Origin of the sequence: Ruminococcus sp. 210702-SL.1.03 (assembly GCF_020559915.1) — a bacterium.
Lineage (GTDB): Bacteria > Bacillota > Clostridia > Oscillospirales > Ruminococcaceae > YE71.
This window is the reverse complement of record NZ_JAJCLZ010000003.1, coordinates 118,415-140,575: the sequence shown is the minus strand read 5'-3', so window position 1 is coordinate 140,575 and position 22,161 is coordinate 118,415. Positions and strand designations below refer to the sequence as shown.

Genomic DNA, 22,161 nt, shown 5'->3' with positions numbered 1-22,161 from the left:
CATAAACGCAGGCTGAAATACGCGGCGGGGCAAGAGGTGAGATAAAATGGGATATATTCTTAAAAAAGAGGACAACGGCATAGGCGAGCCGGAAGATCTGGTATCGGTAATAGATAAGCTGATAGCAGACGGCACAGGCAGGATAACCGTAGACCTCAGCAATATGGACGAGGGTATAACCTTTACCACGGTAAATTCCACCGATTGCGGAAAGCTCGGCGCGTGTGCGCAGCCGAACGAGCCCTCGCCCGAAGAAGAGGACGATGAGCTTTTATAATAATGAAAGGAGTTGCTTAGAAATGAGTGCAACCAAGAACCAAGTAGATAATCTTGTAGGACTGCTCGACGGCTATGTAGAAAAGGGCGGACACCACCTGAACGTAAATGTTTTCAACCGCGAAACACTTATCGACGCGCAGAAGCATCCTGAGAAGTACCCCCAGCTCACTATCAGAGTTTCGGGCTACGCTGTAAACTTCATCAAGCTGACTAAAGAGCAGCAGGACGACGTTATCTCCAGAACCTTCCACGAGTCCATCTGATGATCTTATCATCTGATAATATAGGCAGATAAAAAAGCGCTCCCTCTGAGAGAAATTTCAGAGGGAGCTTTTTTGCGCAAAAAAGTACCGTTCCGATATTATCATCGAAACGGTATCTTGCATTATTCTGCTTCTGTAACGCGCTCGCAGGTGTAGCCATCTTTCGTAAGCAGGTCGATTATTCCGCCGTCGCCCACGAAATGCGCCGCACCCACTACGAAAAATGTGCGCTTTTCGCCGTCTATAAGCTCTTCCGCCTTAGCCGCCATGCCCTTGTTGCGGCTGTAAAGCATTTGGTCGTTGTAATCGTCCATAGCCGCCTGCTGGTCTTTATCGAGCTGCTCGGTTTCGCCGTCGCTCAGCGCAAGTATCGCTTCGGTATCGCCCGTGCGCCACGCCTGATAAAGATCTTCGTAGCTCTGCGTGAGCTCCTCCTGCGAATCGGCGGAGTAGCTCGAAAGCATTATCTTGTAAATATCCTCAGAGAAATTCGCGAGCAAGTCCATCTGAAAAGTTATCGACTCTACTTCGTATATCTCTTTGCCGTCGTCGTGCGCCCATTGCAGCAGGTTCATGTCAAGACCCTTGCTTGATTTAAGCTGAGCGTCCTCCACCGCCATACCGCTGATCACCTGATCGAGATACCAAAGCCGGTACTGGTCGTAAAGCGAAAGCTTTTCGTCGTGCGCCGCCATGTAGCCCTCTAGGTTGTCGTAGATCTCGTCGCCCAGGTGGTCGCGCAAGGTCGTGCCGTCGGAATAATACATCTGGTCAGCCTTATCGAGCGTAGCCGCGAAAGAAGCTGTGCGGTCGGTGATGTCGCACTCCACCGCGAGCGTATCCGCCTCGTCGTAAGCCTTTTGTACATAGTCGGGCAGCGGATAACATTCGTCGCGCAGATAGTGCATACTGCCCATCATGTACATCTTGCCGCCGTTTGGCGAAGTGACGAGCCACATTGCGGGGGCGTACTCCCCTTCCGAAGTCGGCTCACTTTCGCTGGAACTGTCCGCCGCGCTTTCCGCTTCCGAACTTGGCTGCAAAGTCACCTGCGGAACGGTCTGCTCGGTCTGCGAGGCGGCTTTGCTGTCTTTATCCGAATTATCTGAATTTCCGCAGGCTGCCAGCGCAAGCGCGAGAACTGCGGCGGTGCAGGCTGCGGCTATCTTCTTGAAATTGTATGTCATCAAAATGTCCTTTCTAACCTCAGCGATCAGTTATCAGTCAGCCTCAGCGTGCTTTTTCTTTTTGCCGAAAATGCGCGTTTCCGAAGCGGTGAATATCTTATCACTCGTAAATATTTTCAGCGCTATCGCCATGCAGACTATCAGGAAAATTATCTGGTAGATAAGTCCGCCGACGTAGAGCGAGGTCTTGCCGAAAAGTATGCAGTCGCTCGCCATGAATGTGTGGGTGAAAGGTATAGCGTAAAGCAGGTATCTCACCGCGCCCGGCAGGCTGCTTATATCCATAAACATCGAGACCATAAAGGGCACTACCGTGATGAAAAGAATCGGCATCGAGAGCATCTGCGAGCTTTTTACGCTCTTTGCGAACGCGCCGAGGATTATTGAAACGGAAAGCGCTATCAGCGTGGATACCAACATCTGCGCGCCTATCATGACGTAGGTAGTCGTAGTGAAATTCAGCCCGAGCTGCTTCGCCATCTCGGTGTAATTATCGGGCAGCGAGGAGCTTACGCCGCTTGTCATATTATTCATGCCGAGCATGTAGACCACGGCGTTGAGCAGCGCTACTACAGCGGCGGCGAGCATTTTTGCGCTCAGCACGCTTATGCGCGAAACGGGTGCGGAGAGCAGCGTTTCAAGCGTTTTGTCAAGCTTTTCGGCGGCTACGGCGTTTATCATGGTCTGCGAGCCGAGAAGTATCAGCATATACACTACCAGCGGCATCAGCATAGTTTGGCTGTAAGAAGCGCTGTAAAGTATAAGCTGCGAGATATTCGCCGACTTCCCGCCGACTATCGTCTGCTCCTGCACGTCAACGGGCGAATTGAGCTGAGTAACTTCGTCTTCGGTAAGCTGCCCTTTCGATACTTTATCGGTGTAAAGTGCGCTCTTAACGGCGGCTTCGATGAGCGTAACGGCTGTTTCAGAGCCGGAATTTACGTTCGACATGGTAGAGAGCGAGGTCATCTTACTAACGTAGATAAGCTTTGCCTGCTCGCCTTTGTTCACGCTTTCAGTAAAGCCCTCGGGCACTACTATGAAGCTTTTCAGCCCCAGACGGTTTATCTCTTTAGCGTAATCGTCGCTTTCGAGTTTGATTATTTTTACATCATTTTTCATATCGGCGGTAGGCGTTTTTAGGAACTTTATCACCGAGCGCGAAAAGTCGGTATCGTCAAGGTCGCAGATGGTTATTTTCGAGCTTTCCTCCTGCGCCTCGTCCATAGCGCCGTTTACCATGCCGCTCAATCCTACCATGACTATCAGCACGAACACGAGCATTATGATGGTTTGCGGCGAGAGCATTTCGCGCAGCTCTTTTTTAAACAAACTTGCGAATTTCATCGGCTGCTCACCACCCTTTCAAATACTTCCTCAAGGTTTTCCGCACCGTATTTTTCAAGCAGCTCGGCTGGCGTGCCGACCTCGAGCAGATTGCCCTTTGCGATAATTCCGACTCTATCGGAAACGTACTCTATCTCGAGCATATTGTGCGAGGAGAGCAGAAAGCTCATGCCCTGCTCCGCCAACGAGCGTATCATGCGGCGAATATCGAGCGCGTTTATGATGTCAAGACCCGAAGTCGGCTCATCGAGAATGGCAAGCTCGGGTCGGGACATTATCGTTCTCGCGAGAAGCAGCTTGCGTATCATGCCGCGCGAGTAGCTTTCGACCTTATCGTCCAGCCTTTCGCCCAGCCCGCATATCTCCTCGGCGCGCTTTACGAACTCCGCCGACTGCTGTTTATTATCGGCATACATATCCGCCATAAAGCGCAGATACTGTCTGCCTTTCATATTTTTGTATGCGCCTGCTTCATCAGGCAGGTATGTAAGGCAGCGGCGAACCTTTTCGGGCGCTGAGATGATAGAGTTGCCGTCTACCAGCGCGTCGCCCTCGGTAGGTTTCAGCAGCGTAGCTATCATGCGGATAGTGGTAGTTTTGCCCGCGCCGTTTGGCCCGATAAGCGCGAATATCTCGCCCTTTTTGACCGAGAAGCTTACGTCTTTGCTGGCGAAAACGCCTTTTTTGTACGCCTTAGAAAGCCCCTCCACGCGCAGAACGATATTTTCCTGCGAATTCTCCATTTGTCAAGTATCCTTTCTGATGTGGATTTGTTTGTATACTATATAATATATTAACATATGAAAGCGCGTTTGTCAATCAGAATTTTTGTCGGGAAAAATCGTGGCAGGCAAGCTTGACAAGCGCATAAAAATATGGTATAATAGATAGGCAATGCGGCAATAGCTGCGTTGCGAACGTCTCAGTAGCTCAGCTGGATAGAGCGTGCGCCTCCTAAGCGTAAGGTCGGGGGTTCAAATCCCTTCTGGGACGCTTGATATTTATTTGGTATCCCCTGCGGTCTTGATGGCTGCGGGGGATTTTTTTGTGGGTGGAAAATTTTTATTGACAAATTGGTTGATTTATGGTATAATAAATGTAATAAAATTTTATTTAAGGAGCTTATTAGCACATGAATAGAAAAGAAAAAAGAGAATTCTGGAGTTTTAATAAAAAAGTCAATAGAATAATTAACATTAACAAAAATAACTCTAAATATTCAGAGACTGAGAAAATAGCTTTGATTAAATCAAATTTAGATGCTTTCTATTCGTCAAAGGATATTGATAAAGTAAAAGATTGTACACTAATAAAAAGAAAAACGCGTTTGATTTTTTTTAATAGTGTTTTATATAGAATGTTTGAATCCTTATCTACAGGAATTATTGCATCTATATTTATTATTATTTGTGATTTAAAAACAGATAATTTTTTATTACAGCTTTTAATTAGTGCTGGAATTATTCTTCTCACATTATTTTTCATTAGATTCGGCTATAGATCTTATAGTTCAATGAACGAGCATGTAAATACAGAAATCGCCAAATACGAATTAAAACTTATAAAAAAGAACTAAAAAAAGAGAAGCCAACCACAAAAAAGTGCATCAAAAAGAAAACGGCAAAGTAAAAGTGACCGTAAAAAGGATCAAATAATACTCTGCCGCATTTCCTAACCCAAAAACAAGACCCTACCTCAAAAAGAGATAGGGTCATTTTAAACGCACCTTAATGGACTCGAACCATTGGCCTACTGCTTAGAAGGCAGTTGCTCTATCCAGCTGAGCTAAAGGTGCATAGGGTGGATAGAGAGATTCGAACTCTCGGTCTTCAGTGCCACAAACTGACGCGTTAACCAGCTACGCTATACCCACCATTCATACAAAAAAACCGCCGCTGCATGAGCGGTGCTTTTTTGTAATATCTCAGATAGCTCCGAGAAAAATTGGAGCGGGTGATGAGAATCGAACTCACGTGGCCAGCTTGGAAGGCTGGAGTTCTACCATTGAACTACACCCGCAAATTACGTTTTTATCAGCTTCACTTCGTTTCAGCCTCAATCAACGTAATATATTATATCACAACGATGTGCGATTGTCAAGCAGTTTTTATCAACTTTTTCTCTTTTGTATATCTGCACAAATCCCGCCGCTCATTTCTGCGCCTGATTGTCGGTTTTATCAGTTTTGTGCCTGCGGCGGCGGCTTATACGGCTCATCGCGGCTACTATCTTGTCCTTGAATACCAGCCCCAGTATCGCGATGACGAGCGTTACTGCGCCGAGGATTATCGTCGCCGCCATGTTGCCCTTCGTCGCGCTGCTGCCGAAAGCTGTCGAAAGCACTATCGCGGGTATGCGCCAAGGCAGTACATACAGAAAAAATTCGCGCATTTTTATCTTCGTCAGCGGCACCAGATACGTTACGACATCTTTTGGTATCCCGGGAATTATATAGAGGATTATCAGTATCAGCAAAAGCTTGTGGTCGTCCTCGAGAAAGCTGAATTTTTTCAGATGCTTCTCGCTGACTATCGCCTGCACCAGCGGCGCGCCCAGCTTTTTCACTATCCCCCATACCGCTAGGCTGCCCAGCACTATGCCGAGAAACGAGATCAGCGAGCCGAAAAACGGGCCGTAAAGCACTCCGCCGACCACCTGTATCGCGGGTATCACCGCCACAAGCACCTGCAAAGCCTGTATCGCCAAAAACATCAGCACGCCGTGTATGCCGCCGTAGCCGCTTATCCGCTTCTGCACTCCGTCGAGCCAACCCTTTTGACCCACGCCGCTGAATATCGGGAACACCAAATATCCTATGCCGATCATCGCAAGCAGAAATACCACACAGCTTATCGCGCGGAAACACATCTCCATCTTCTTGCGTTTCTCCTGCTGTTCGGGGGTAAGCTCCTTAGAAAACAGCTTTAATTCTCTTTTCTTCATTTTGTCATCTCATCGCCTTTAGTTGTCTTTTTCTTTTTTTAAAATCATCTTCTGCCGGACTTGTTCGCCGTCCGCAGACACAATATCCTGCGCCTAAACCACCTTGTATATATCTCTATCAGCTGCCCAAGCAGATGGTCGTACAGCACAAAAAACAGGTTTGCCATGCCGAGCATAGCGGGCGCTGCCCACTTGCCAAGCTCCTCCAGACCTTCAAGCAGGTCTACCGAGGTGAATATGTACTGGAAAAGCGCCGCGTAGCAGACGATCGCCGCATTGAAGACCGCGAACTTTATCGCTATCCGCGCGCCGTCCCGCTTCACCCCCTGCAATGCCACATACAGCACGGGGTAGTAGCCCATGAAAAGTATGAAAAGCAGATTTGCCTGATAGTCGGGCGTCATCAGCGGACAAAGCACCGCGCATGAGCAGTAGGTCAGCAGTGCCCAGCGGCTTCCCGCCTCTTCTATCACAACCACCATCAGAAAACCCGCATAGGCGGGTATCGCGTAATCCAGCATGGGGAACATTGTCGCGCAAAACATCAGCAGCATGACGAGCGCCGTGATTATGCCGCCCAGCGCCACGCAGAAAGCCGTAGATGGCCTGCATTTTCCGCATTCCGCGCCCTCGGACTGTCGGCAGCTTTCACCGCCGTTTAGCAGCATGGTATCAGATCTCCGCCCATCATCTCGCAGCAGCAGTCAGCCACGCAGAGGTCTGAAAGGCAGTTGCAGGTATCGTTTGCGGAATTGCCAGTATTATATCTGCTGCCGCCGCTCATAAAGCCGCCTCGCTGACGGTTCATCTGCTGAAGCGCCTGCGAATACTCGGCGTTGCCGGGCGCCATCTGCGTCGCCTGCGCGATGTAGTGGTAAGCCTCGTTCAGCCAGCCGCGCTGATAGCAGATAGTGCCCTTTAGGAAGTACCACTCCGCCACGCGGTTCGGCTGCGCCACATTATCGAGCATATTATCCGCTTCGGCAAGCCTGCCCGCGTGTATCATATTGCGTATCTGGTAATAGTCAACGCCAGCGCCGCCGCCCGAAGCCTGCTCGTAGCTTTCGCGGCTGTATCTGCGGTATCCGCCCGAAGCGCCGCCCGCGGTGTACGAAGTAAAGCCCGATCTGCCGTTTTTTCTGTCGTCCATTATCTTATCGTAAGCGGCGTTTATCTCGGTCATTTTTTCGTTCGCCATTTCAGCCATAGATTCGTCCTGAAATCTATCAGGGTGGTACTTGCGCACCAAGCCTTTGTACGCGGTCTTTATCTCTTTATCAGTAGCGGTAGGCTCTACGCCCAGTATTTTGTAGGGGTCGTTCATATCCTTTTACCTTTCGTGTCCTTCTTTTCTTTTTTATCAAATTTTGCCGCAGCTTCCAGTGAGCTTTTCAGCCCCATGTAAACTACGTTGTCCGTTATGGGCTGCATATCGCCGAAGTTGAGCTGAACATACCTATCCGCAAGCTGCCCCAAAGTGAGGTAAGCGCTGCGGCGTGCATATTCTGCGGCGTGCTCAAAGCTTTCGCGGGTGATCTCCCCCGCCGTGGTCATAGCCGTGCTCTTGGTGACCAGCGGGTTGTAAGCGCGCTTTTTGAAATCGTCTTTCAGATCGTCCAGCGCGTCGCAGATGTACACGAACCTGCCCAGCAGGTAGCCGAACTCGCCCATCACCTCGCGGTCGTCGGGGTCGTAGCGGCAAACTCCGCGAAATACCGCTTTCATCATGCGCGCGGTAGGCTCTGCGGCGGCGTCTACCGAGCGGATATTCATGTCCTCTATCTCGCGCTGAAAAGCCATGGCCTGCTCTATCTGCTGCGAGATATACGGCTGACGCGCCGCCGCCTGCTTGTAAGGCTTAGCAAAAAACGGCAGCATAGCCGCGGCTGCAAGGCGCTTTTTAAAGCCCTTGTCATGCAGATCGTCCCGCAGCTTATGGTAATCCAGCATTATGGCGGCGTCGGCGGCGTACTCAAAAGCCGCGTTTTCCGCGCCCGCCTGCCTACAGTAAACGCAGGGGGTCTTTTTTATCGGGTGCAGCGGACAGCGGCGCTTTTCGGCGGCTACTGCCGACTTATCATACCCCAGTGCGGCAATGGTGAGGAAAACAATGTCGTAGCTGAGCAGCAGCGAGGATACGAACCCGCTTCGCTCGGTGATGGTCTTGCAAAGTCCGCAGTAAACGCCCTTATACAGATCAAGCTCGCAGACGCGCAGCCACGGGCGGTAAGCCTTTACATATCCGAACATTTTTCACATCGCCGCCTTTCTGAGAATAAAGCCTATATTTATCCAACTATAATTTTACCCCGAAATTGTGAGTATTATATGTTAAAAAGCAAACAGTACGCTGAAATAGGCGCACTATCAGCACACAATTATCCAATTTAATTATAGCACATAGTGTATTCTTTGTCAACAAAATCTGAGATATGCGCCCTGCCGCACTTGATTTTAGCGGCAAGCTATGGTATAATGTTATTTATAATGTATACGAAAAATCACTTTTTCCATTAAAAGGAGCTGATAGATGATGCGTGCAAGCGGCTTACTTATGCACATATCCTCCCTGCCGGGCGATCACGGTATCGGCAAGCTTGGCAAAGAGGCTTACGCTTTCGCCGATTTTCTGAAAAAGGCGGGACAGAAATACTGGCAGATACTGCCTGTTTCGCCGACCAGCTACGGCGACTCACCCTACCAGAGCTTTTCGGTGTACGCGGGCAACCCCTACTTCATCGACTTTGAAACGCTCACACAAGAGGGTCTGCTGACGGCTGCCGACTACGAAGATATCGAGTGGGGCGAAAGCGCAGGCGAGGTCGATTACGGCAGGATATATCAGAAGATATTCCCCGTACTGCGCAAGGCTTACGAAAATTACAAGCTTACGGGCGATGGCGCGGCGGCTGAATTTGCGGCGGCGAACCCCTGGACGGCTGACTACGGACTTTTCATGGCGCTGAAAGACGCGCACGGCGGCAAGGCTTGGTACGAGTGGGAGCGCCCGCTGAGAATGTACGAGCCGAAAGCGATAGAACAAGCGCGCGCGGAGTACGCCGACGACATAGCTTTTTGGACATTTCTCCAGTACGAGTACGCGAAGCAGTGGCAGGCGCTTAAAGCCTACGTCAACGGACTGGGCATTGAGTTTATCGGCGATATACCGATATACGTCGCCTACGACAGCGCCGACGTTTGGACTCAGCCGCAGCTTTTCCTGCTTGATGAGGACAAAACGCCGATAGACGTAGCGGGCTGCCCGCCCGACGTTTTCTCGGCTAAGGGTCAGCTTTGGGGCAACCCCCTCTACCGCTGGGACGTTATGGAAGAACGTGGCTACGACTGGTGGATAGCCCGCCTGAGCGCCGCCTGTACCACCTACGACGTAGTGCGCATAGACCATTTCCGCGGATTTGAAAGCTACTACACTATCCCCTACGGCAACGAGGACGCAGTTATCGGCGAATGGCGCAAAGGCCCGGGCATGAAGCTTTTTAAGGCTGTAAAAGCCGCGCTGGGCAAACGCCGCATCATCGCGGAAGACCTCGGCTTTATCACAAAGGAGGTCGCCAAACTGCTGAAAGCGAGCGGCTACCCCGGAATGAAAGTGCTGGAATTTGCCTTCGACCCTGAGGGCACGAGCAACTATCTGCCGCACAATTTCACCTCGCCGAACTGCGTTTGCTACACGGGCACGCACGATAACGAAACTGCGGCGGGCTGGGTTAAGTCCGCTACCCGCGCCGAGAGAAAATTCGCGCGCGAATACCTAAACGTAAAGCGCAACAAGGACATTCCACGCGGCATGATACGCGCGGCTTGGGCGAGCATAGCCGAAACAGCCATCGCGCAGATGCAGGATCTTTTGGGGCTCGACTCGGCGGCGCGCATGAACATACCCTCTACTCTCGGCGGAAACTGGCAGTGGCGCATGGCTGACGGCGCGCTGACTGATGAACTGGCTGAGGAGCTGCGCGAGCTTACCCGCATTTACGGCAGACTGCCCGCTGATAATAAATGAATTTACATAAATGGATAAATGGAGGAAATTGAAATGAATACGACTTGCGAAGCCATGAACGCGGCTATTGAAGCCGACCTAAAAAAGAAGTACGGCGTTTCGCTGGAAAAGGCTAGCGCTGTACAGCTTCACGAAGCGCTCTCTTCGGCTATTATGGACAGCATCGCCGAAAACTGGGAAAACAGCCGCGAGGCTCACAAAAACGGCAGACGCGCCTGCTACCTTTCGATGGAATTTCTGGTGGGCAGAGCCATCTACAACAACCTGCTTTGCGCGGGGCTTACCGAAACGGCTGAGGCGGCGCTGAACAAGGCGAGCCGCTCGCTCAGCGACCTTGAAGAGATAGAGGACGCCGCGCTGGGAAACGGCGGTCTGGGCAGACTTGCCGCCTGCTTCCTCGACTCTGCCGCCGCGCACGATCTTCCGCTCGACGGCTACGGTATACGCTACAAATACGGGCTTTTCAAGCAGAAGATAGTTGACGGATTTCAGCGCGAAGAAGCGGACGATTGGTCGCGCTTCGGCGATCCTTGGTCGGTGCGCCGCGGCGAGGAAACTGTACAGGTGCGCTACGCCGATATGACGGTAAACGCTGTTCCTTACGATATGCCTGTGATCGGCTACGACACCAAAAACATCGGTACTCTGCGCCTTTGGCAGGCGGAAGCCGCGCAGGAATTTGACTTTGCCGCATTCAACGACGGCGATTTTGCGGGCGCTTCGGCTGCTAAAAACGCGGCTGAGGACATCTCGCGCGTGCTTTACCCGAACGACAATTTCACCGAGGGCAAGATACTGCGCCTGCGTCAGGAATATTTCTTCTCGGCGGCTTCGCTCGCAGACATCGTGAAAAAGCACAAGGCGCGCTTCGGCAGCGTAGACACCCTGCCCGATATGGTGCAGATACAGCTAAACGACACCCACCCCGTCATCTCTATCCCCGAGCTGATACGCATACTCATCGACGAAGAGGGCTGCGATTTTGCAAAAGCCATCGACATAGCAAGGCGCACATTCAATTACACCAACCACACCATAATGCAGGAAGCGCTGGAGAAGTGGGACTGCTCGATAGTAGAAAAACTGCTGCCGCGCGTTTACGAGATATGCCTGATGATCTCGGAAAACTTCAAGGCTGAGATGTACGCGCTGAACAAAGAGGGCTTTGACCGCAAGAAGATCGACGAACTGGCTATGATCGGCGGCGGACAGCTTAAAATGGCTAATATGGCTGTATATGTATCCTCTCACACCAACGGCGTTGCCGCTATACACACCGAGATACTAAAGAGCGAAACGCTGAAAGACTGGTACGCGCTGTACCCTGAGCGCTTCCTCAACGAAACGAACGGCATAACTCAGCGCCGCTGGCTGCGCCTTTGCAACAGCGAACTTTCCGCGCTGATAACACGTCTGCTGGGCAGCGAGGAATGGGTAAAAGACCTCTCGAAGCTTGAGGGTCTGGCGAAATATGCCGACGACGAAAGCGTACTGCGCGAATTTATCGGCATAAAGAAAGAGAAAAAGCGCCAGCTTGCAGAATATGTAAAAATGCAGGACGGCAAGGACATCGACCCGAACACTATATTCGATACGCAGATAAAGCGTCTGCACGAGTACAAGCGCCAACTTCTCAACGCGCTCTCGATACTGTATATTTATTATGGTATAAAAGACGGCAGCATAAAGAACTTCACACCTACCACATACATCTTCGGCGCGAAATCCGCACCCGGCTACCGCCGCGCTAAGGCGATAATCAAGCTGATAAACGAGATAGCCGATATGGTAGACGCCGACCCCGAAGTGAACGGACTGCTGAAAGTGGTATTCGTACAGAACTACAACGTTTCCTACGCCGAAAAGCTGGTAGCGGGCAGCGATATTTCCGAGCAGATCTCCACCGCGGGCACTGAGGCTTCGGGCACTGGCAACATGAAAATGATGCTGAACGGCGCGGTCACCCTCGGCACATACGACGGCGCGAACATCGAGATAGCGGAAGAAGCGGGCGAGGAGAACAACTACATCTTCGGCGCGAGAGTTGAAGAGCTGGAGAAGATAATGCCCGAGTACGACCCCCGCAAGGTGGCTTACGCCGACGAAAAGATACGCCGCGTGCTCGACAAGCTGATAGACGGCACTTTCAGCGACGGCGGCGTGCCCTCAAACGAGGAGGGCTCTTTCAAGGAGCTTTACAAGGCGCTCACCGACGGCGCGAGCTGGCACGTTCCCGACCACTACTACGTTCTCGGCGACCTCAACAGCTATGTTGAAGCGAAGCTGAAAGCAAACGCCGACTACAAGGAAGAGCTTGCTTTCGCCCGCAAATGCTGGCTGAACATCGCCCACGCAGGAAAGTTCTCCTCCGACAGAACTATCAAGGACTACGCTGAGAATATCTGGAGCGTAAAACCCGTCAACGTTTAAAAAATTCATAAATTATATACCAATTTGCAGATAAAAAAGCTTGCAAAACCGAGTAATGTGCGGTATAATAAAGCTTATAACAAAGGCAATACCGCGATATTGCCTTCAATGAAAGGATATGTTCAAATCATGAAGAAATTTACAGCAGGGCTTATCTCAGCAGCACTCTGCGCAGCAATGCTCACAAGCTGCGGCGTGCCCGACAACACAGTTTTCAGCGCCGACGACCTCGAGGGAAAGACAATAGGCGTGCAGCTCGGCACTACGGGCGACACCTACGCCAGCGACGTTAAGGACGCTAAGGTAGAAAAATACAGCAAGGGCGCTGACGCAGTTCAGGCGCTGAAGCAGGGCAAGATCGACGCAGTTATCATCGACTCTGAGCCTGCCAAGGAATTCGTTGACAAAAACGATGACCTCAAGATACTCGACGACCCCTTCGCCGACGAGGAATACGCTATCGCAATGAAGCTGGATAACAAAGACCTCCAGACCGAGATAAACGGCGCTCTGAAAGAGCTGAAAGACGAAGGCACTCTCGACAAAATAAAGAGCAACTATCAGGGAGAAACCAAGGGCAAGAACCAGTACACCTCGCCCGACGGAGTAGACCGCAGCAAGGGCAAGCTCATAATGGCTACCAACGCGGAGTTCCCTCCCTACGAGTACAAAGAGGGCGACAAGATAGTAGGTCTTGACGCTGATATGATGCAGGCAGTTTGCGACAAGCTGGGTTACGAGCTTCAGATCGACGATATGGCTTTCGACTCCATAATCTCTGCGGTACAGTCGGGCAAGGCTGACGTAGGCGTTGCGGGAATGACCGTTACCCCCGACCGCGAGAAGAACGTGCTCTTCTCCGACGGATACGCTACCTCTACTCAGGTAATAATCGTTAGAAAGAAATAACTAAAGTTCGGCTGTCGGCAAAATCAGCGGCAGCCGAATTATTTTAAGAGAGGACGTGCAGGATTGAACGGACTGATAGACGCTTTCAAGCAGAATTTTATTGAACAAGACCGCTGGAAATACCTCACCAACGGCTTAAAGACCACCCTGCTCATCACGCTTTTCGCCGTGATGATAGGCGCGGTGCTGGGCTTTGTGGTAGCGATAATTCGCTCTACCTACGAGCGCACGGGCAAGATGAAGATACTGAATTTCATTTGCAGAGTATACCTTACTGTTATCCGCGGTACGCCTATGGTAGTACAGCTGCTGATAACCTACTTCGTTATTTTCAGCAGCGTGAATATCAGCAAGCTGGTAGTAGCTATATTGGCTTTCGGCATAAACTCGGGCGCTTATGTGGCTGAGATAGTCCGCTCGGGCATAATGTCGATAGACAACGGCCAGTTTGAAGCAGGCAGAAGCTTAGGACTTAGCTACCGAGAAACTATGATCTCGATAGTGCTGCCGCAGGCTTTCAAAACAGTGCTCCCCGCGCTCGCAAACGAGTGCATAGTACTGCTGAAAGAAACCTCGGTAGCGGGCTACATAGCCATACAGGACCTCACAAAGGGCGGCGACATTATCCGCTCGCAGACCTTCTCGGCTTTCATGCCGCTGATAACCGTCGCGGTGATCTACCTGCTTATGGTAATGCTGCTGACCCACCTTGTAAGCAAGCTTGAAAGGAGGCTCTCGCAAAGTGATAGACGTTAAAAACCTCTGCAAATCATTCGGCGATGTAGAAGTTCTCAAAAACATCAGCGAAACGATAGATAAGGGCGAAAAGGTAGTAATAGTAGGCCCTTCCGGCTCGGGAAAATCTACCTTCCTGCGCTGCCTGAACCTTATGGAGCACCCCACTTCGGGCGAGATATTCTTTGAGGGTACAGACATCACCCGCATCAGCGAGTCTGAAATGAACCGCCTGCGCCAGAGAATGGGCATGGTTTTCCAGCACTTCAACCTCTTCCCTCACCTCACCATACGCAAAAACATCACGCTCGCGCCCGTAAAGCTGGGACTTATGACAGCCGATGAAGCGAACGCGCGCGCCGAAGAGCTGCTTGAGCAGGTAGGTCTGCCCGACAAGGCCGACGAGTACCCCTCACGCCTTTCCGGCGGTCAGAAGCAGCGTATAGCGATAGCCCGCGCCCTCGCGATGAATCCCGAAGTTATGCTTTTCGACGAGCCGACCTCCGCCCTAGACCCCGAGATGGTAGGCGAAGTGCTCGAGCTTATGAAAAAGCTTGCGGACGACGGAATGACGATGGTGGTAGTTACCCACGAGATGGGCTTTGCGCGCGAGGTAGCCTCACGCGTGATGTTCATGGCGGACGGAAATATACTGGAGCAAAACCGCCCCGACGAATTTTTCTCAAACCCGCGCAATCCCCGCCTGCGCGACTTTCTCTCGAAAGTATTGTAATTTACATACAGAAAATGCCACGTGTACGCCGAAAGTACGCGTGGCATTTTTATTGCGCAAAAAAGATTAGATAAAAGCAAAGAGAGCTTAAAGATGTAGGGATCTTAAAAGCTCTCTCTGCCTTTACAGTAAATATGATGGAGAAAAATAATATGTGGTCGGGTCTTTACATCACTGAACATATGTGAACCTCTGCTCTTTTTATGTCCGGATCAGGTGCCCTGTAACCTTATGTATATATAATACAGCCCTTATGTGATAACTGTATGATAACATACTGAAAATATAATGTTCACAAAATGTGCGCTTTTTCCCCATTTAATATCCGTTTTGTATGTCTGTCTGACTTTTTCTTTTTGTATCAGTCTGTATCTACATTTACATCGCCGCAGCTGTTCTCTATGCGCAGTACCACGCTGCCTTTAAGGTCGTTGTACGCGGGGGACTCGCCGTTTATGGTGACTTCGCCGAGGTCGGTGAAAGCGGCTATCGTATAATTACTTCCGCCGAGCTGCATATCCACGTCGCCGTAATCGCAGTTTATAACGCTGTCAGCGTCCGCCGCGCCTGTTATAACGCCCTTGAACTCGAGATCTCCCGCGCTCATTTTCGCGCTGAGGCTGCCCGCGGTAACGTTTTTCAGCTCCATATCGCCGTAATCCATATTGATGCTGACGGTCTTTCCGACCTCGCAGCCGTTCATGTCGAGATCGCCGCTTGCAGAATCTATCGTGAAAGAATCGAACTTACAGCCGTTCATATCAACATCGCCGTAATCAATATCCATCGAAGCGTTCTTTGCCAGCACGTTATCCAGCTTCACGCCACCCGCATCGGCAGCGATATTCAGTTCGGTGACCGAAATATCTTTCAGCAAAATATCGCCGAACGTGGAATCAAGCGTAAGCTTATCGTAAGCCTTTTGCGGCAGATAGAGTGTGATTTCAGCGGCGGGGTAAGAGATAGTTCCGAAATTTATGCCGTAGCGCGTTATCCTGTTGCTCTTCGCGTCATACTTTATCTCGGCTGCCGAGCCGTCGGTTATCTTCATGTCTTTTTCAATAATGTATTTACATTCCAGCTTTGCCGTATCGCCGTCGGAGGGCTTTACGCTGAGCACCGCCGCACCGTCGAGGTCGGCCGTAAGCTCGGTAATATCACCCGAAAGCTCATATGTGCGGTCGGTCATGCCGAGCGCTTTTGCATAATCTATCTTATTGATATGCTTTACAACGCAAACGCCGCATACCGCCGCTCCGATCACCGTCATCACCGCGCCTGTTACAAGCACCACGCGGTTGACGGGCTTTTTCAGAGCAATGGTGGATCTCTTCTGCTCCATGCCGAAAATGAAGCGGCTGAATATCAAAGTGAGCTGAACGCAGCCTTTCAGCGCGTATTTAAGCGGGCGGTAAAGCATCATAGTCAAGCCGGCGCATGCCGCTGCAAGTGTGAGCAGTGCAACTGTTAGTGGCGCATATTCGCCCGCCGTAAGTGCGCAGGCGACAAGTCCGCCTATCGCTGTTGCGGGGAAAGTTATATAGACCGAAACTACCGTGATGAAAAGGCAGGCGATAAGAACATATACCGTAAGCCAAAAAGGCGAGGTGAGCACCAGCGCTATCGCCCTGCCCGTAGTCATGCCCCTGCGCGGCTTCGGCTGCATATTCGGGAACATCGCGCTCATATCGGGCGCGGGCTGCCAGCCGTTTTCCTGCATTATCTGCGCAGCGAGCTGCTCGGGCGAGCCAAACTTCGCCATTTCCGCCTGCGGATCTTCGGCGTCCTCAAGTATCTCGGTGTAATACTGCAAAACGTTCGCCGCTTCCTCGCTGTCGATATTACTCAGCGCAGCTGAAAGACGGCTGATGTATTCTTTAATAGTCATAATTATCCTCCTCGCTTAAAAAGTGGTCGATCTGCCCTTTATACTCGCGCCACTCTGCGCGGTAATCTTTCAGCAGCTCTCTGCCGCTTTCTGTAATGCGGTAATATCTGCGGTTTCTGCCCATATAAGGCATATCGTATGTTTCGAGCGAACCATTTTTCTGCAAGCGCCGCAGCACGGGGTAGAGGGTGGACTCTGAAACGCTCACGCGCTCCTGAATATCCTTAGTGATCTTATACCCGTAGCCGTCCTCATTTTCGGTAACGGCGAGCACCATAGCGTCCAGCAGCGCTGCACTTATCGGAAAAACACTCATAATGCTGATAGCAACTCCTTTCTTCTCACACGGGTCGGACTAACGCCCGTGTTCTTTATCTGTATAATATTATACACCATATAATATTGTTTGTCAAGCACTAAACGAAATATTTTAAATTTTTTCATAACTACTTGCAAATCGCCGCGAAAGATGGTATAATATTAAGGTATGATATTACGCGAAAGAAAGGGGCGAGCATATGAACAGCGAGCTGGTACACCTGCTGCTGCGGGTGCTGGGCACTACTATGGTCATTATGGCTGTGATAATGCTCTGCTGCGTTATAACGCCGCGGCTGGCAAAAAAGATCGACGAGCACCGACCTACTAAGGACGAAGTGCCAAAGCCCGACCCTGACGAACCGCAGGTAAAAGGCCCTTACGACGCTTCGTCCGAGCCTGAATACGATCTGAATTACAAAATTTATAATAAAGATATTTATGGAGTTGATTTTAAGCATGGCAAAAAAAAGCAATAATAAAATGGTAGAGGCTATCACCTCTATGGACGAAGATTTCGCAAAATGGTATACCGACATCTGCAAAAAGGCTGAGCTGGTAGAGTACACCAGCGTAAAGGGCTGCATGGTTATCCGCCCCTACGGCTACGCCATCTGGGAAAATATCCAGAAAGACCTCGATGCACGCTTTAAGGCGCTGGGTCACGAAAATGTTTGTATGCCTATGTTCATTCCCGAAAGCCTGCTCAATAAGGAAAAAGACCACGTTGAGGGCTTCGCTCCCGAAGTCGCTTGGGTAACCCACGGCGGCAGCGAGAAGCTTGAAGAGCGCCTTTGCGTCCGCCCCACCTCTGAAACGCTTTTCTGCGAGCACTACGCGAACATAGTTCACTCTTACCGCGACCTGCCAAAGCTTTACAACCAGTGGGTATCGGTAGTGCGCTGGGAAAAGACCACCCGTCCGTTCCTGCGCTCGAGAGAATTTCTCTGGCAGGAGGGCCACACCATTCACGCGACCGCTGAGGAAGCCATCGCCGAGACCGAGCAGATGCTCAACGTTTACGCTGATTTCTGCGAGCAGTCGCTGGCAATGCCCGTTGTAAAGGGCAAAAAGACCGAGAGCGATAAGTTCGCCGGCGCTGAATCCACCTACGCGATAGAGGCTCTTATGCACGACGGCAAGGCGCTTCAGGCAGGTACTTCGCACTATTTCGGCGACGGATTTGCTAAAGCTTTCGACATTCAGTTCACCAATAAAGATAATCAGAAGCAGTACCCCCACCAGACCTCTTGGGGCGTTACCACCCGCCTTATCGGCGCAGTTATCATGACTCACGGCGACGACAGCGGACTTGTTCTGCCGCCTGCGGTAGCTCCCGTTCAGGTGGTTATCGTGCCAATCGCGCAGTTCAAAGAGGGCGTGCTCGACGAAGCGAAAAAGCTTTATGAAAAGCTCAAAGCCTGCGGCGTGCGCGTAAAGCTCGACGACAGCGATAATTCGCCCGGCTGGAAATTCGCCGAGTACGAGATGAAGGGCGTGCCTGTAAGAGTAGAGATAGGCCCGAAGGACATCGAGAACTGCCAGTGCGTAGTAGCTGCAAGATACAACGGCGAAAAGACCACCGTTTCCCTCGAAAACGAGCTTGAAACTTTCAAGGATACCGTTATCGAGATGCTGGAAAAGACCATTCCCGCCGGTATGTACGAAAAGGCTCTTGCTAACCGCACTAAGAGAACTTACCGCTGCCACTCTATGGAAGAGATCACCGAAGCGCTGGAAAAGAACGGCGACGGCTTTGTTGAAGCTATGTGGTGCGGCGACGAAGCCTGCGAGGATAAGATAAAGGAAGTTACGGGCGTAGGCTCGCGCTGCATACCTTTCCATCAGGAAAACCTCGGCGACAAATGCGTTTGCTGCGGCAAGGAAGCAAAGTGCATGGTGCTTTGGGGCAAGGCTTACTAATTTTAGATCATCCACACGGGGCGGCGTTTGCGGAAAATGCGCCCCGTTTTTTATGGAGTGAAAACTATTGCAGTTGATATTTTTACTGATAAATGTTGCCAGCTATACCATATGTACGCTGAACGATAAAAAGACCGTTTCGCGCGGGGGGCTTTCGGGCAGCGAATTTACTTTTTTCATATCGGCTTCCACGGCGGCTTTCATGCTGCCCTGCCTGCCGTTCCTGCACCTTCGCGCCGCGCTCTGCCCGCAGACTTTCGGCATTTCGGCGCTGCTGGTAGCGAACAAGCTCTGCGAATTTTACACGGCGGCGGTCTGCCTGAGCGTGCTGAGCGCTTTTGAGGTAAAAGCATGGCTGGGGCTGGCGATGTTTCTTTCATACGGCGCTGACTGCGCGATCTTCGGCGAAGCGCCCTCGGCGGCGAAGCTGGCTTGTCTGCCTTTCGCGCTGGCGGGATTAGCACTGATAGCGAGCGGCTCGGGAGATATGAACGGCTCGGGCAACGGACGAAAGCTCACGCGCGGCGAACTGCTGCGGCTTATTCCCGCAATGGCGCTGTACATATTCGCAAAATTTTCCTACGGGCTGATAATGCGCGCGGGCGAGCCATACCTCTCGAAAAACACAGGACTTTTCATCTCGATGCTGGCGCTCACGGCGATAATGGCGGTCGCGATATTCCAGAAGCGCGCGGAGGGAGGCATACTAAAACGGCTCTACCTCGCGAACGAGCGCCCCTGCGACTACGCGGTCTTCAAAAAAATGCTCCTGATAGTTTTCCTCACCCGCCTGCCGAACATCGCGGGGCTGCTTGCGGAAAACGCGCTGATCGGCATGAGCCTTACCCTCTACTCGTTCGTTCAGCCGCTGATACTCGTAACGCTTTTCTTCATCACGATAGCGAAGCGCGAGCGGTTCACGGCGAAAAATCTGCTCGGCAGCCTGATGTGCGTCGGCGCGATAGCTATGTTCCAAATATTTTCCATAATATAAAAATACCCCGCAGATACGAACGTCTGCGGGGTATCGCTATATTTGCGTGAAATTACTTGGTAAGTTCGTCAGCCAGAGCCTCTACCTGCGCGGTGGAGGTTTCGTCCAGCGCCGACTTTATCGAAACGCGGTTCTCGGCGAAAGTGATGTCCTTGCTGCCCTCGAGCATTTTCTCCATCACCTTAGCAGCAGTAGCAGCCCACGAGCCGTTCTCTATCAGCGCAACGCGTCTGTTACGGTAGCCGCGTTCGGTGAGGTCGAGGATAAACTCGCGCATCGGCGGGAAAACGCCGCCATTGTATGTGCAGGAAGCCAGCACCAGCGTGTCGTAGCGGAAAGCGTCCTCAACGCACTCCGCCATGTCCTCGCGCGCAAGGTCAGCGACGGTAACCTTCGGGCAGCCCTTTTCGCGCAGCTTTTCAGCCAGCAGCTCGGCGGCAGCCTTGGTATTGCCGTAAACGGAAGCGTAGGCTACGAAAACGCCCTCGCTCTCGGGCTTGTAAGCCGACCATGTATCATACAGACCAATATAGTAGCCGAGGTTTTCGGTCAGCACAGGGCCGTGCAGCGGGCAGATGATCTGAATATCAAGCGCGGCGGCCTTTTTCAGCAGATTCTGCACCTGCATACCATACTTGCCGACGATGCCGAAATAATATCTGCGAGCCTCGCAAGCCCAGTCCTCATCAACGTCCAGCGCGCCGAATTTGCCGAAGCCGTCTGCCGAGAAAAGCACCTTGTCCTTAGCGTCATAGGTAACCATTACCTCGGGCCAGTGCACCATAGGCGCGAAAACGAATGTCAGCTCGTGCGCGCCGAGCGAAAGGCTCTCGCCGTCCTTTACTACTACGCGGCGGTCGGCGTAATCAGTGCCAAAAAAGTTCTTTACCATTGTGAAAGTCTTGGCGTTGCCGACTATCTGCGCTTCGGGGTACTTTTCGGCGAATTTCGCGATGTTTGCCGAATGGTCAGGCTCCATGTGCTGAACTACGAGATAATCCGGCTTTCTGCCGCCCAGCGCCTGCTCGAGGTTCGCGAGCCACTCTTCGCCGAAATGCGCGTCTACCGTATCCATAACGGCGGTCTTTTCGTCGAGGATAACATAAGAATTGTAAGCCATTCCGTTCGGAACAACGTACTGTCCCTCAAAAAGATCGACCTTATGGTCATTCACGCCGATGTAAATTATGTCCTTTGTAACTTCCATCATTTTCTACCTCCAGTTATACTTTATCTTTATTGATATTATACCATATTGGTTCACATTTTGCAATAGCTTTCGCGCAAAAATTCAATTTTCTTTCGGCTGATAAAAACGTCCCGAAAGCTTCTGCGTTTTCACCTCGTTTATGAAAGCGCTCTGGTCGGTCTGTTTCACCGCGCGTATCACGCGCTTGCTCTGCGCCGCCGATACCACCGAGTACACCACCTGCCGCTCGCAGTGTTCGTAAGAGCCTTCGCCCTCCAGTATAGTCGCGCCGTGGCGGCTTACGTCGTATATCGCCTGCGCGACCTCGTGCGGCTTTGTGGTCACGATGAGCATGGTGCTCTGCTGAAATTTTTTGTACAGCATATGAAGTACAGCCGTCGAAGCGTACTGGAAAATTATAGAGTACAGCGCTTTGTCCCAGCCGAACATCAGTCCCGCGGTGCAAAGTATCACGGAATTGAAGCCGAGTATCAGATCAAAAGAATCCATACCTCTCTTTTCCGAAAGGTATATCGAGATGAAATCCGTGCCGCCCGAAGTCGCGCCCGTGTTCAGGCAAAGGCTTATCGCCACGCCGTTGATAATGCCGCCGAATATCGCGATGAGAAGCACGTCCTCTGTGATGATATGGTTCGGGATAAGGTCGGTGAAAAAGCTGTTCAGCAGTATCATTACACAGGAAAAAGCCGTGAATTTCTTGCCGATGTGCCTAAAGCCGATGTACACGGGGAAAACGTTGAGCAAAATATTTACCGCGCTGAAAGGCAGCGTAAAGCCCGCAAGCTCCTGCACGGCGCGCTGTATCAGTATCGTCAGCCCCGTTATGCCGCCGGGGTACAGCCCGCCCGTGTTTACAAAAGTTTTGGTATTCAGCGCCATGATGAAAGCCGCCGCCGTTACTGCCGCAAGCGTAGCCGCGTCTTTTCTCAGCGTTTTCTTATCCACCGATGATCGTTTTTTCATATCTGCACCTCCCTG

Annotated in this window: 22 protein-coding genes and 4 tRNA genes; 12 read left to right on the top strand and 14 right to left on the bottom strand. The window is 51.4% G+C overall.

Annotated features, from left to right (window positions below; translation table 11 throughout):
- The first annotated feature begins 46 nt into the window (after nucleotides 1-46).
- Together LI114_RS03385 and grcA3 are read left to right on the top strand one after the other, a co-directional pair.
- Nucleotides 47-277: a hypothetical protein gene (locus tag LI114_RS03385; protein ID WP_022127612.1), complete on the top strand. Its 231-nt coding sequence runs from the start codon at nucleotides 47-49 to the stop codon at nucleotides 275-277.
- A gap of 22 nt (nucleotides 278-299) precedes the next feature.
- Nucleotides 300-542 (top strand): autonomous glycyl radical cofactor GrcA3, encoded by a 243-nt coding sequence (gene grcA3 / locus LI114_RS03380; RefSeq protein ID WP_022127613.1) that lies wholly within the window; start codon nucleotides 300-302, stop codon nucleotides 540-542.
- Between the two features lie 122 nt (nucleotides 543-664).
- Here grcA3 and LI114_RS03375 read toward each other — a convergent pair whose 3' ends face one another.
- Genes LI114_RS03375 through LI114_RS03365 form a run of 3 tightly spaced genes read right to left on the bottom strand, consistent with a single transcriptional unit; the run spans nucleotide 665 to nucleotide 3,819 of the window.
- Nucleotides 665-1,729, bottom strand: a complete 1,065-nt coding sequence (locus tag LI114_RS03375; protein ID WP_227219323.1) for a TraB/GumN family protein — start codon at nucleotides 1,727-1,729, stop codon at nucleotides 665-667.
- A gap of 33 nt (nucleotides 1,730-1,762) precedes the next feature.
- The gene (locus tag LI114_RS03370) at nucleotides 1,763-3,076 is read right to left on the bottom strand and encodes an ABC transporter permease (protein ID WP_227219321.1); all 1,314 of its coding nucleotides are present in this window, start codon (nucleotides 3,074-3,076) and stop codon (nucleotides 1,763-1,765) included.
- Complete coding sequence (locus LI114_RS03365; protein WP_227219319.1) at nucleotides 3,073-3,819, bottom strand: ABC transporter ATP-binding protein; 747 nt, start codon at nucleotides 3,817-3,819, stop codon at nucleotides 3,073-3,075. The genes LI114_RS03370 and LI114_RS03365 overlap by 4 nt, the downstream gene beginning before the upstream one ends.
- Before the next feature lie 176 nt (nucleotides 3,820-3,995).
- On the opposite strand from LI114_RS03365, the gene LI114_RS03360 reads away from it, so the two are divergent.
- Together LI114_RS03360 and LI114_RS03355 are read left to right on the top strand one after the other, a co-directional pair.
- Nucleotides 3,996-4,069, top strand: a tRNA-Arg gene (locus tag LI114_RS03360).
- A gap of 139 nt (nucleotides 4,070-4,208) precedes the next feature.
- The gene (locus tag LI114_RS03355) at nucleotides 4,209-4,652 is read left to right on the top strand and encodes a hypothetical protein (protein WP_227219317.1); all 444 of its coding nucleotides are present in this window, start codon (nucleotides 4,209-4,211) and stop codon (nucleotides 4,650-4,652) included.
- A 145-nt stretch (nucleotides 4,653-4,797) separates the two neighbouring features.
- Here LI114_RS03355 and LI114_RS03350 read toward each other — a convergent pair.
- From LI114_RS03350 to LI114_RS03320, 7 genes are all read right to left on the bottom strand, one after another.
- A tRNA-Arg gene (locus LI114_RS03350) sits at nucleotides 4,798-4,871 on the bottom strand.
- Between the two features lie 4 nt (nucleotides 4,872-4,875).
- Nucleotides 4,876-4,949, bottom strand: a tRNA-His gene (locus LI114_RS03345).
- Nucleotides 4,950-5,021: 72 nt separating this feature from the next.
- A tRNA-Gly gene (locus LI114_RS03340) sits at nucleotides 5,022-5,095 on the bottom strand.
- A 132-nt stretch (nucleotides 5,096-5,227) separates the two neighbouring features.
- Nucleotides 5,228-6,019, bottom strand: a complete 792-nt coding sequence (locus tag LI114_RS03335) for a TVP38/TMEM64 family protein (protein WP_227219315.1) — start codon at nucleotides 6,017-6,019, stop codon at nucleotides 5,228-5,230.
- Nucleotides 6,020-6,063: 44 nt separating this feature from the next.
- The gene (locus LI114_RS03330; protein WP_227219314.1) at nucleotides 6,064-6,687 is read right to left on the bottom strand and encodes a hypothetical protein; all 624 of its coding nucleotides are present in this window, start codon (nucleotides 6,685-6,687) and stop codon (nucleotides 6,064-6,066) included.
- Complete coding sequence (locus LI114_RS03325; protein ID WP_227219312.1) at nucleotides 6,678-7,343, bottom strand: J domain-containing protein; 666 nt, start codon at nucleotides 7,341-7,343, stop codon at nucleotides 6,678-6,680. Before LI114_RS03325 ends, LI114_RS03330 begins: the two co-directional genes overlap by 10 nt.
- Complete coding sequence (locus LI114_RS03320; protein WP_227219310.1) at nucleotides 7,340-8,269, bottom strand: DUF5685 family protein; 930 nt, start codon at nucleotides 8,267-8,269, stop codon at nucleotides 7,340-7,342. The genes LI114_RS03325 and LI114_RS03320 overlap by 4 nt, the downstream gene beginning before the upstream one ends.
- A gap of 280 nt (nucleotides 8,270-8,549) precedes the next feature.
- Between LI114_RS03320 and malQ the strand changes: the two genes are divergently transcribed.
- The 5 genes from malQ to LI114_RS03295 all read left to right on the top strand — a co-directional run bounded on the left by malQ (nucleotide 8,550) and on the right by LI114_RS03295 (nucleotide 14,850).
- The gene (gene malQ, locus LI114_RS03315; protein ID WP_319638289.1) at nucleotides 8,550-10,043 is read left to right on the top strand and encodes a 4-alpha-glucanotransferase; all 1,494 of its coding nucleotides are present in this window, start codon (nucleotides 8,550-8,552) and stop codon (nucleotides 10,041-10,043) included.
- A 33-nt stretch (nucleotides 10,044-10,076) separates the two neighbouring features.
- Nucleotides 10,077-12,473 (top strand): glycogen/starch/alpha-glucan phosphorylase, encoded by a 2,397-nt coding sequence (locus LI114_RS03310; RefSeq protein WP_227219308.1) that lies wholly within the window; start codon nucleotides 10,077-10,079, stop codon nucleotides 12,471-12,473.
- Between the two features lie 129 nt (nucleotides 12,474-12,602).
- Entirely contained in the window at nucleotides 12,603-13,382 is a 780-nt protein-coding gene (locus LI114_RS03305) for a transporter substrate-binding domain-containing protein (protein WP_227219306.1), read from the top strand.
- 63 nt (nucleotides 13,383-13,445) lie between these two features.
- Entirely contained in the window at nucleotides 13,446-14,138 is a 693-nt protein-coding gene (locus LI114_RS03300; protein WP_022127627.1) for an amino acid ABC transporter permease, read from the top strand.
- Nucleotides 14,125-14,850: an amino acid ABC transporter ATP-binding protein gene (locus LI114_RS03295; RefSeq protein WP_227219304.1), complete on the top strand. Its 726-nt coding sequence runs from the start codon at nucleotides 14,125-14,127 to the stop codon at nucleotides 14,848-14,850. The genes LI114_RS03300 and LI114_RS03295 overlap by 14 nt, the downstream gene beginning before the upstream one ends.
- Nucleotides 14,851-15,211: 361 nt before the next feature.
- On the opposite strand, the gene LI114_RS03290 is transcribed toward LI114_RS03295, so the two are convergent.
- Nucleotides 15,212-16,738, bottom strand: coding sequence for a DUF4097 family beta strand repeat-containing protein (locus LI114_RS03290; protein ID WP_227219302.1), 1,527 nt, complete (start codon nucleotides 16,736-16,738; stop codon nucleotides 15,212-15,214).
- Entirely contained in the window at nucleotides 16,728-17,054 is a 327-nt protein-coding gene (locus tag LI114_RS03285) for a PadR family transcriptional regulator (protein WP_022127630.1), read from the bottom strand. The genes LI114_RS03290 and LI114_RS03285 overlap by 11 nt, the downstream gene beginning before the upstream one ends.
- Before the next feature lie 202 nt (nucleotides 17,055-17,256).
- Here LI114_RS03285 and LI114_RS03280 point away from each other — a divergent pair, with 202 nt between their 5' ends.
- From LI114_RS03280 to LI114_RS03270, 3 genes are all read left to right on the top strand, one after another.
- A complete protein-coding gene (locus LI114_RS03280; RefSeq protein ID WP_022127631.1) occupies nucleotides 17,257-17,535 on the top strand; it encodes a hypothetical protein in 279 nt (92 codons plus the stop codon).
- Nucleotides 17,516-18,979 (top strand): proline--tRNA ligase, encoded by a 1,464-nt coding sequence (gene proS / locus LI114_RS03275; RefSeq protein WP_227219300.1) that lies wholly within the window; start codon nucleotides 17,516-17,518, stop codon nucleotides 18,977-18,979. The genes LI114_RS03280 and proS overlap by 20 nt, the downstream gene beginning before the upstream one ends.
- A 67-nt stretch (nucleotides 18,980-19,046) precedes the next feature.
- Nucleotides 19,047-19,973 (top strand): hypothetical protein, encoded by a 927-nt coding sequence (locus tag LI114_RS03270; protein ID WP_227219299.1) that lies wholly within the window; start codon nucleotides 19,047-19,049, stop codon nucleotides 19,971-19,973.
- Nucleotides 19,974-20,025: 52 nt separating this feature from the next.
- Here the strand turns inward: LI114_RS03270 and LI114_RS03265 are convergent, their stop codons facing one another.
- Together LI114_RS03265 and LI114_RS03260 are read right to left on the bottom strand one after the other, a co-directional pair.
- Nucleotides 20,026-21,180, bottom strand: coding sequence for an FprA family A-type flavoprotein (locus LI114_RS03265; RefSeq protein ID WP_227219340.1), 1,155 nt, complete (start codon nucleotides 21,178-21,180; stop codon nucleotides 20,026-20,028).
- An 84-nt stretch (nucleotides 21,181-21,264) separates the two neighbouring features.
- Nucleotides 21,265-22,146: a YitT family protein gene (locus tag LI114_RS03260; protein WP_022127635.1), complete on the bottom strand. Its 882-nt coding sequence runs from the start codon at nucleotides 22,144-22,146 to the stop codon at nucleotides 21,265-21,267.
- Nucleotides 22,147-22,161: the final 15 nt, after the last annotated feature.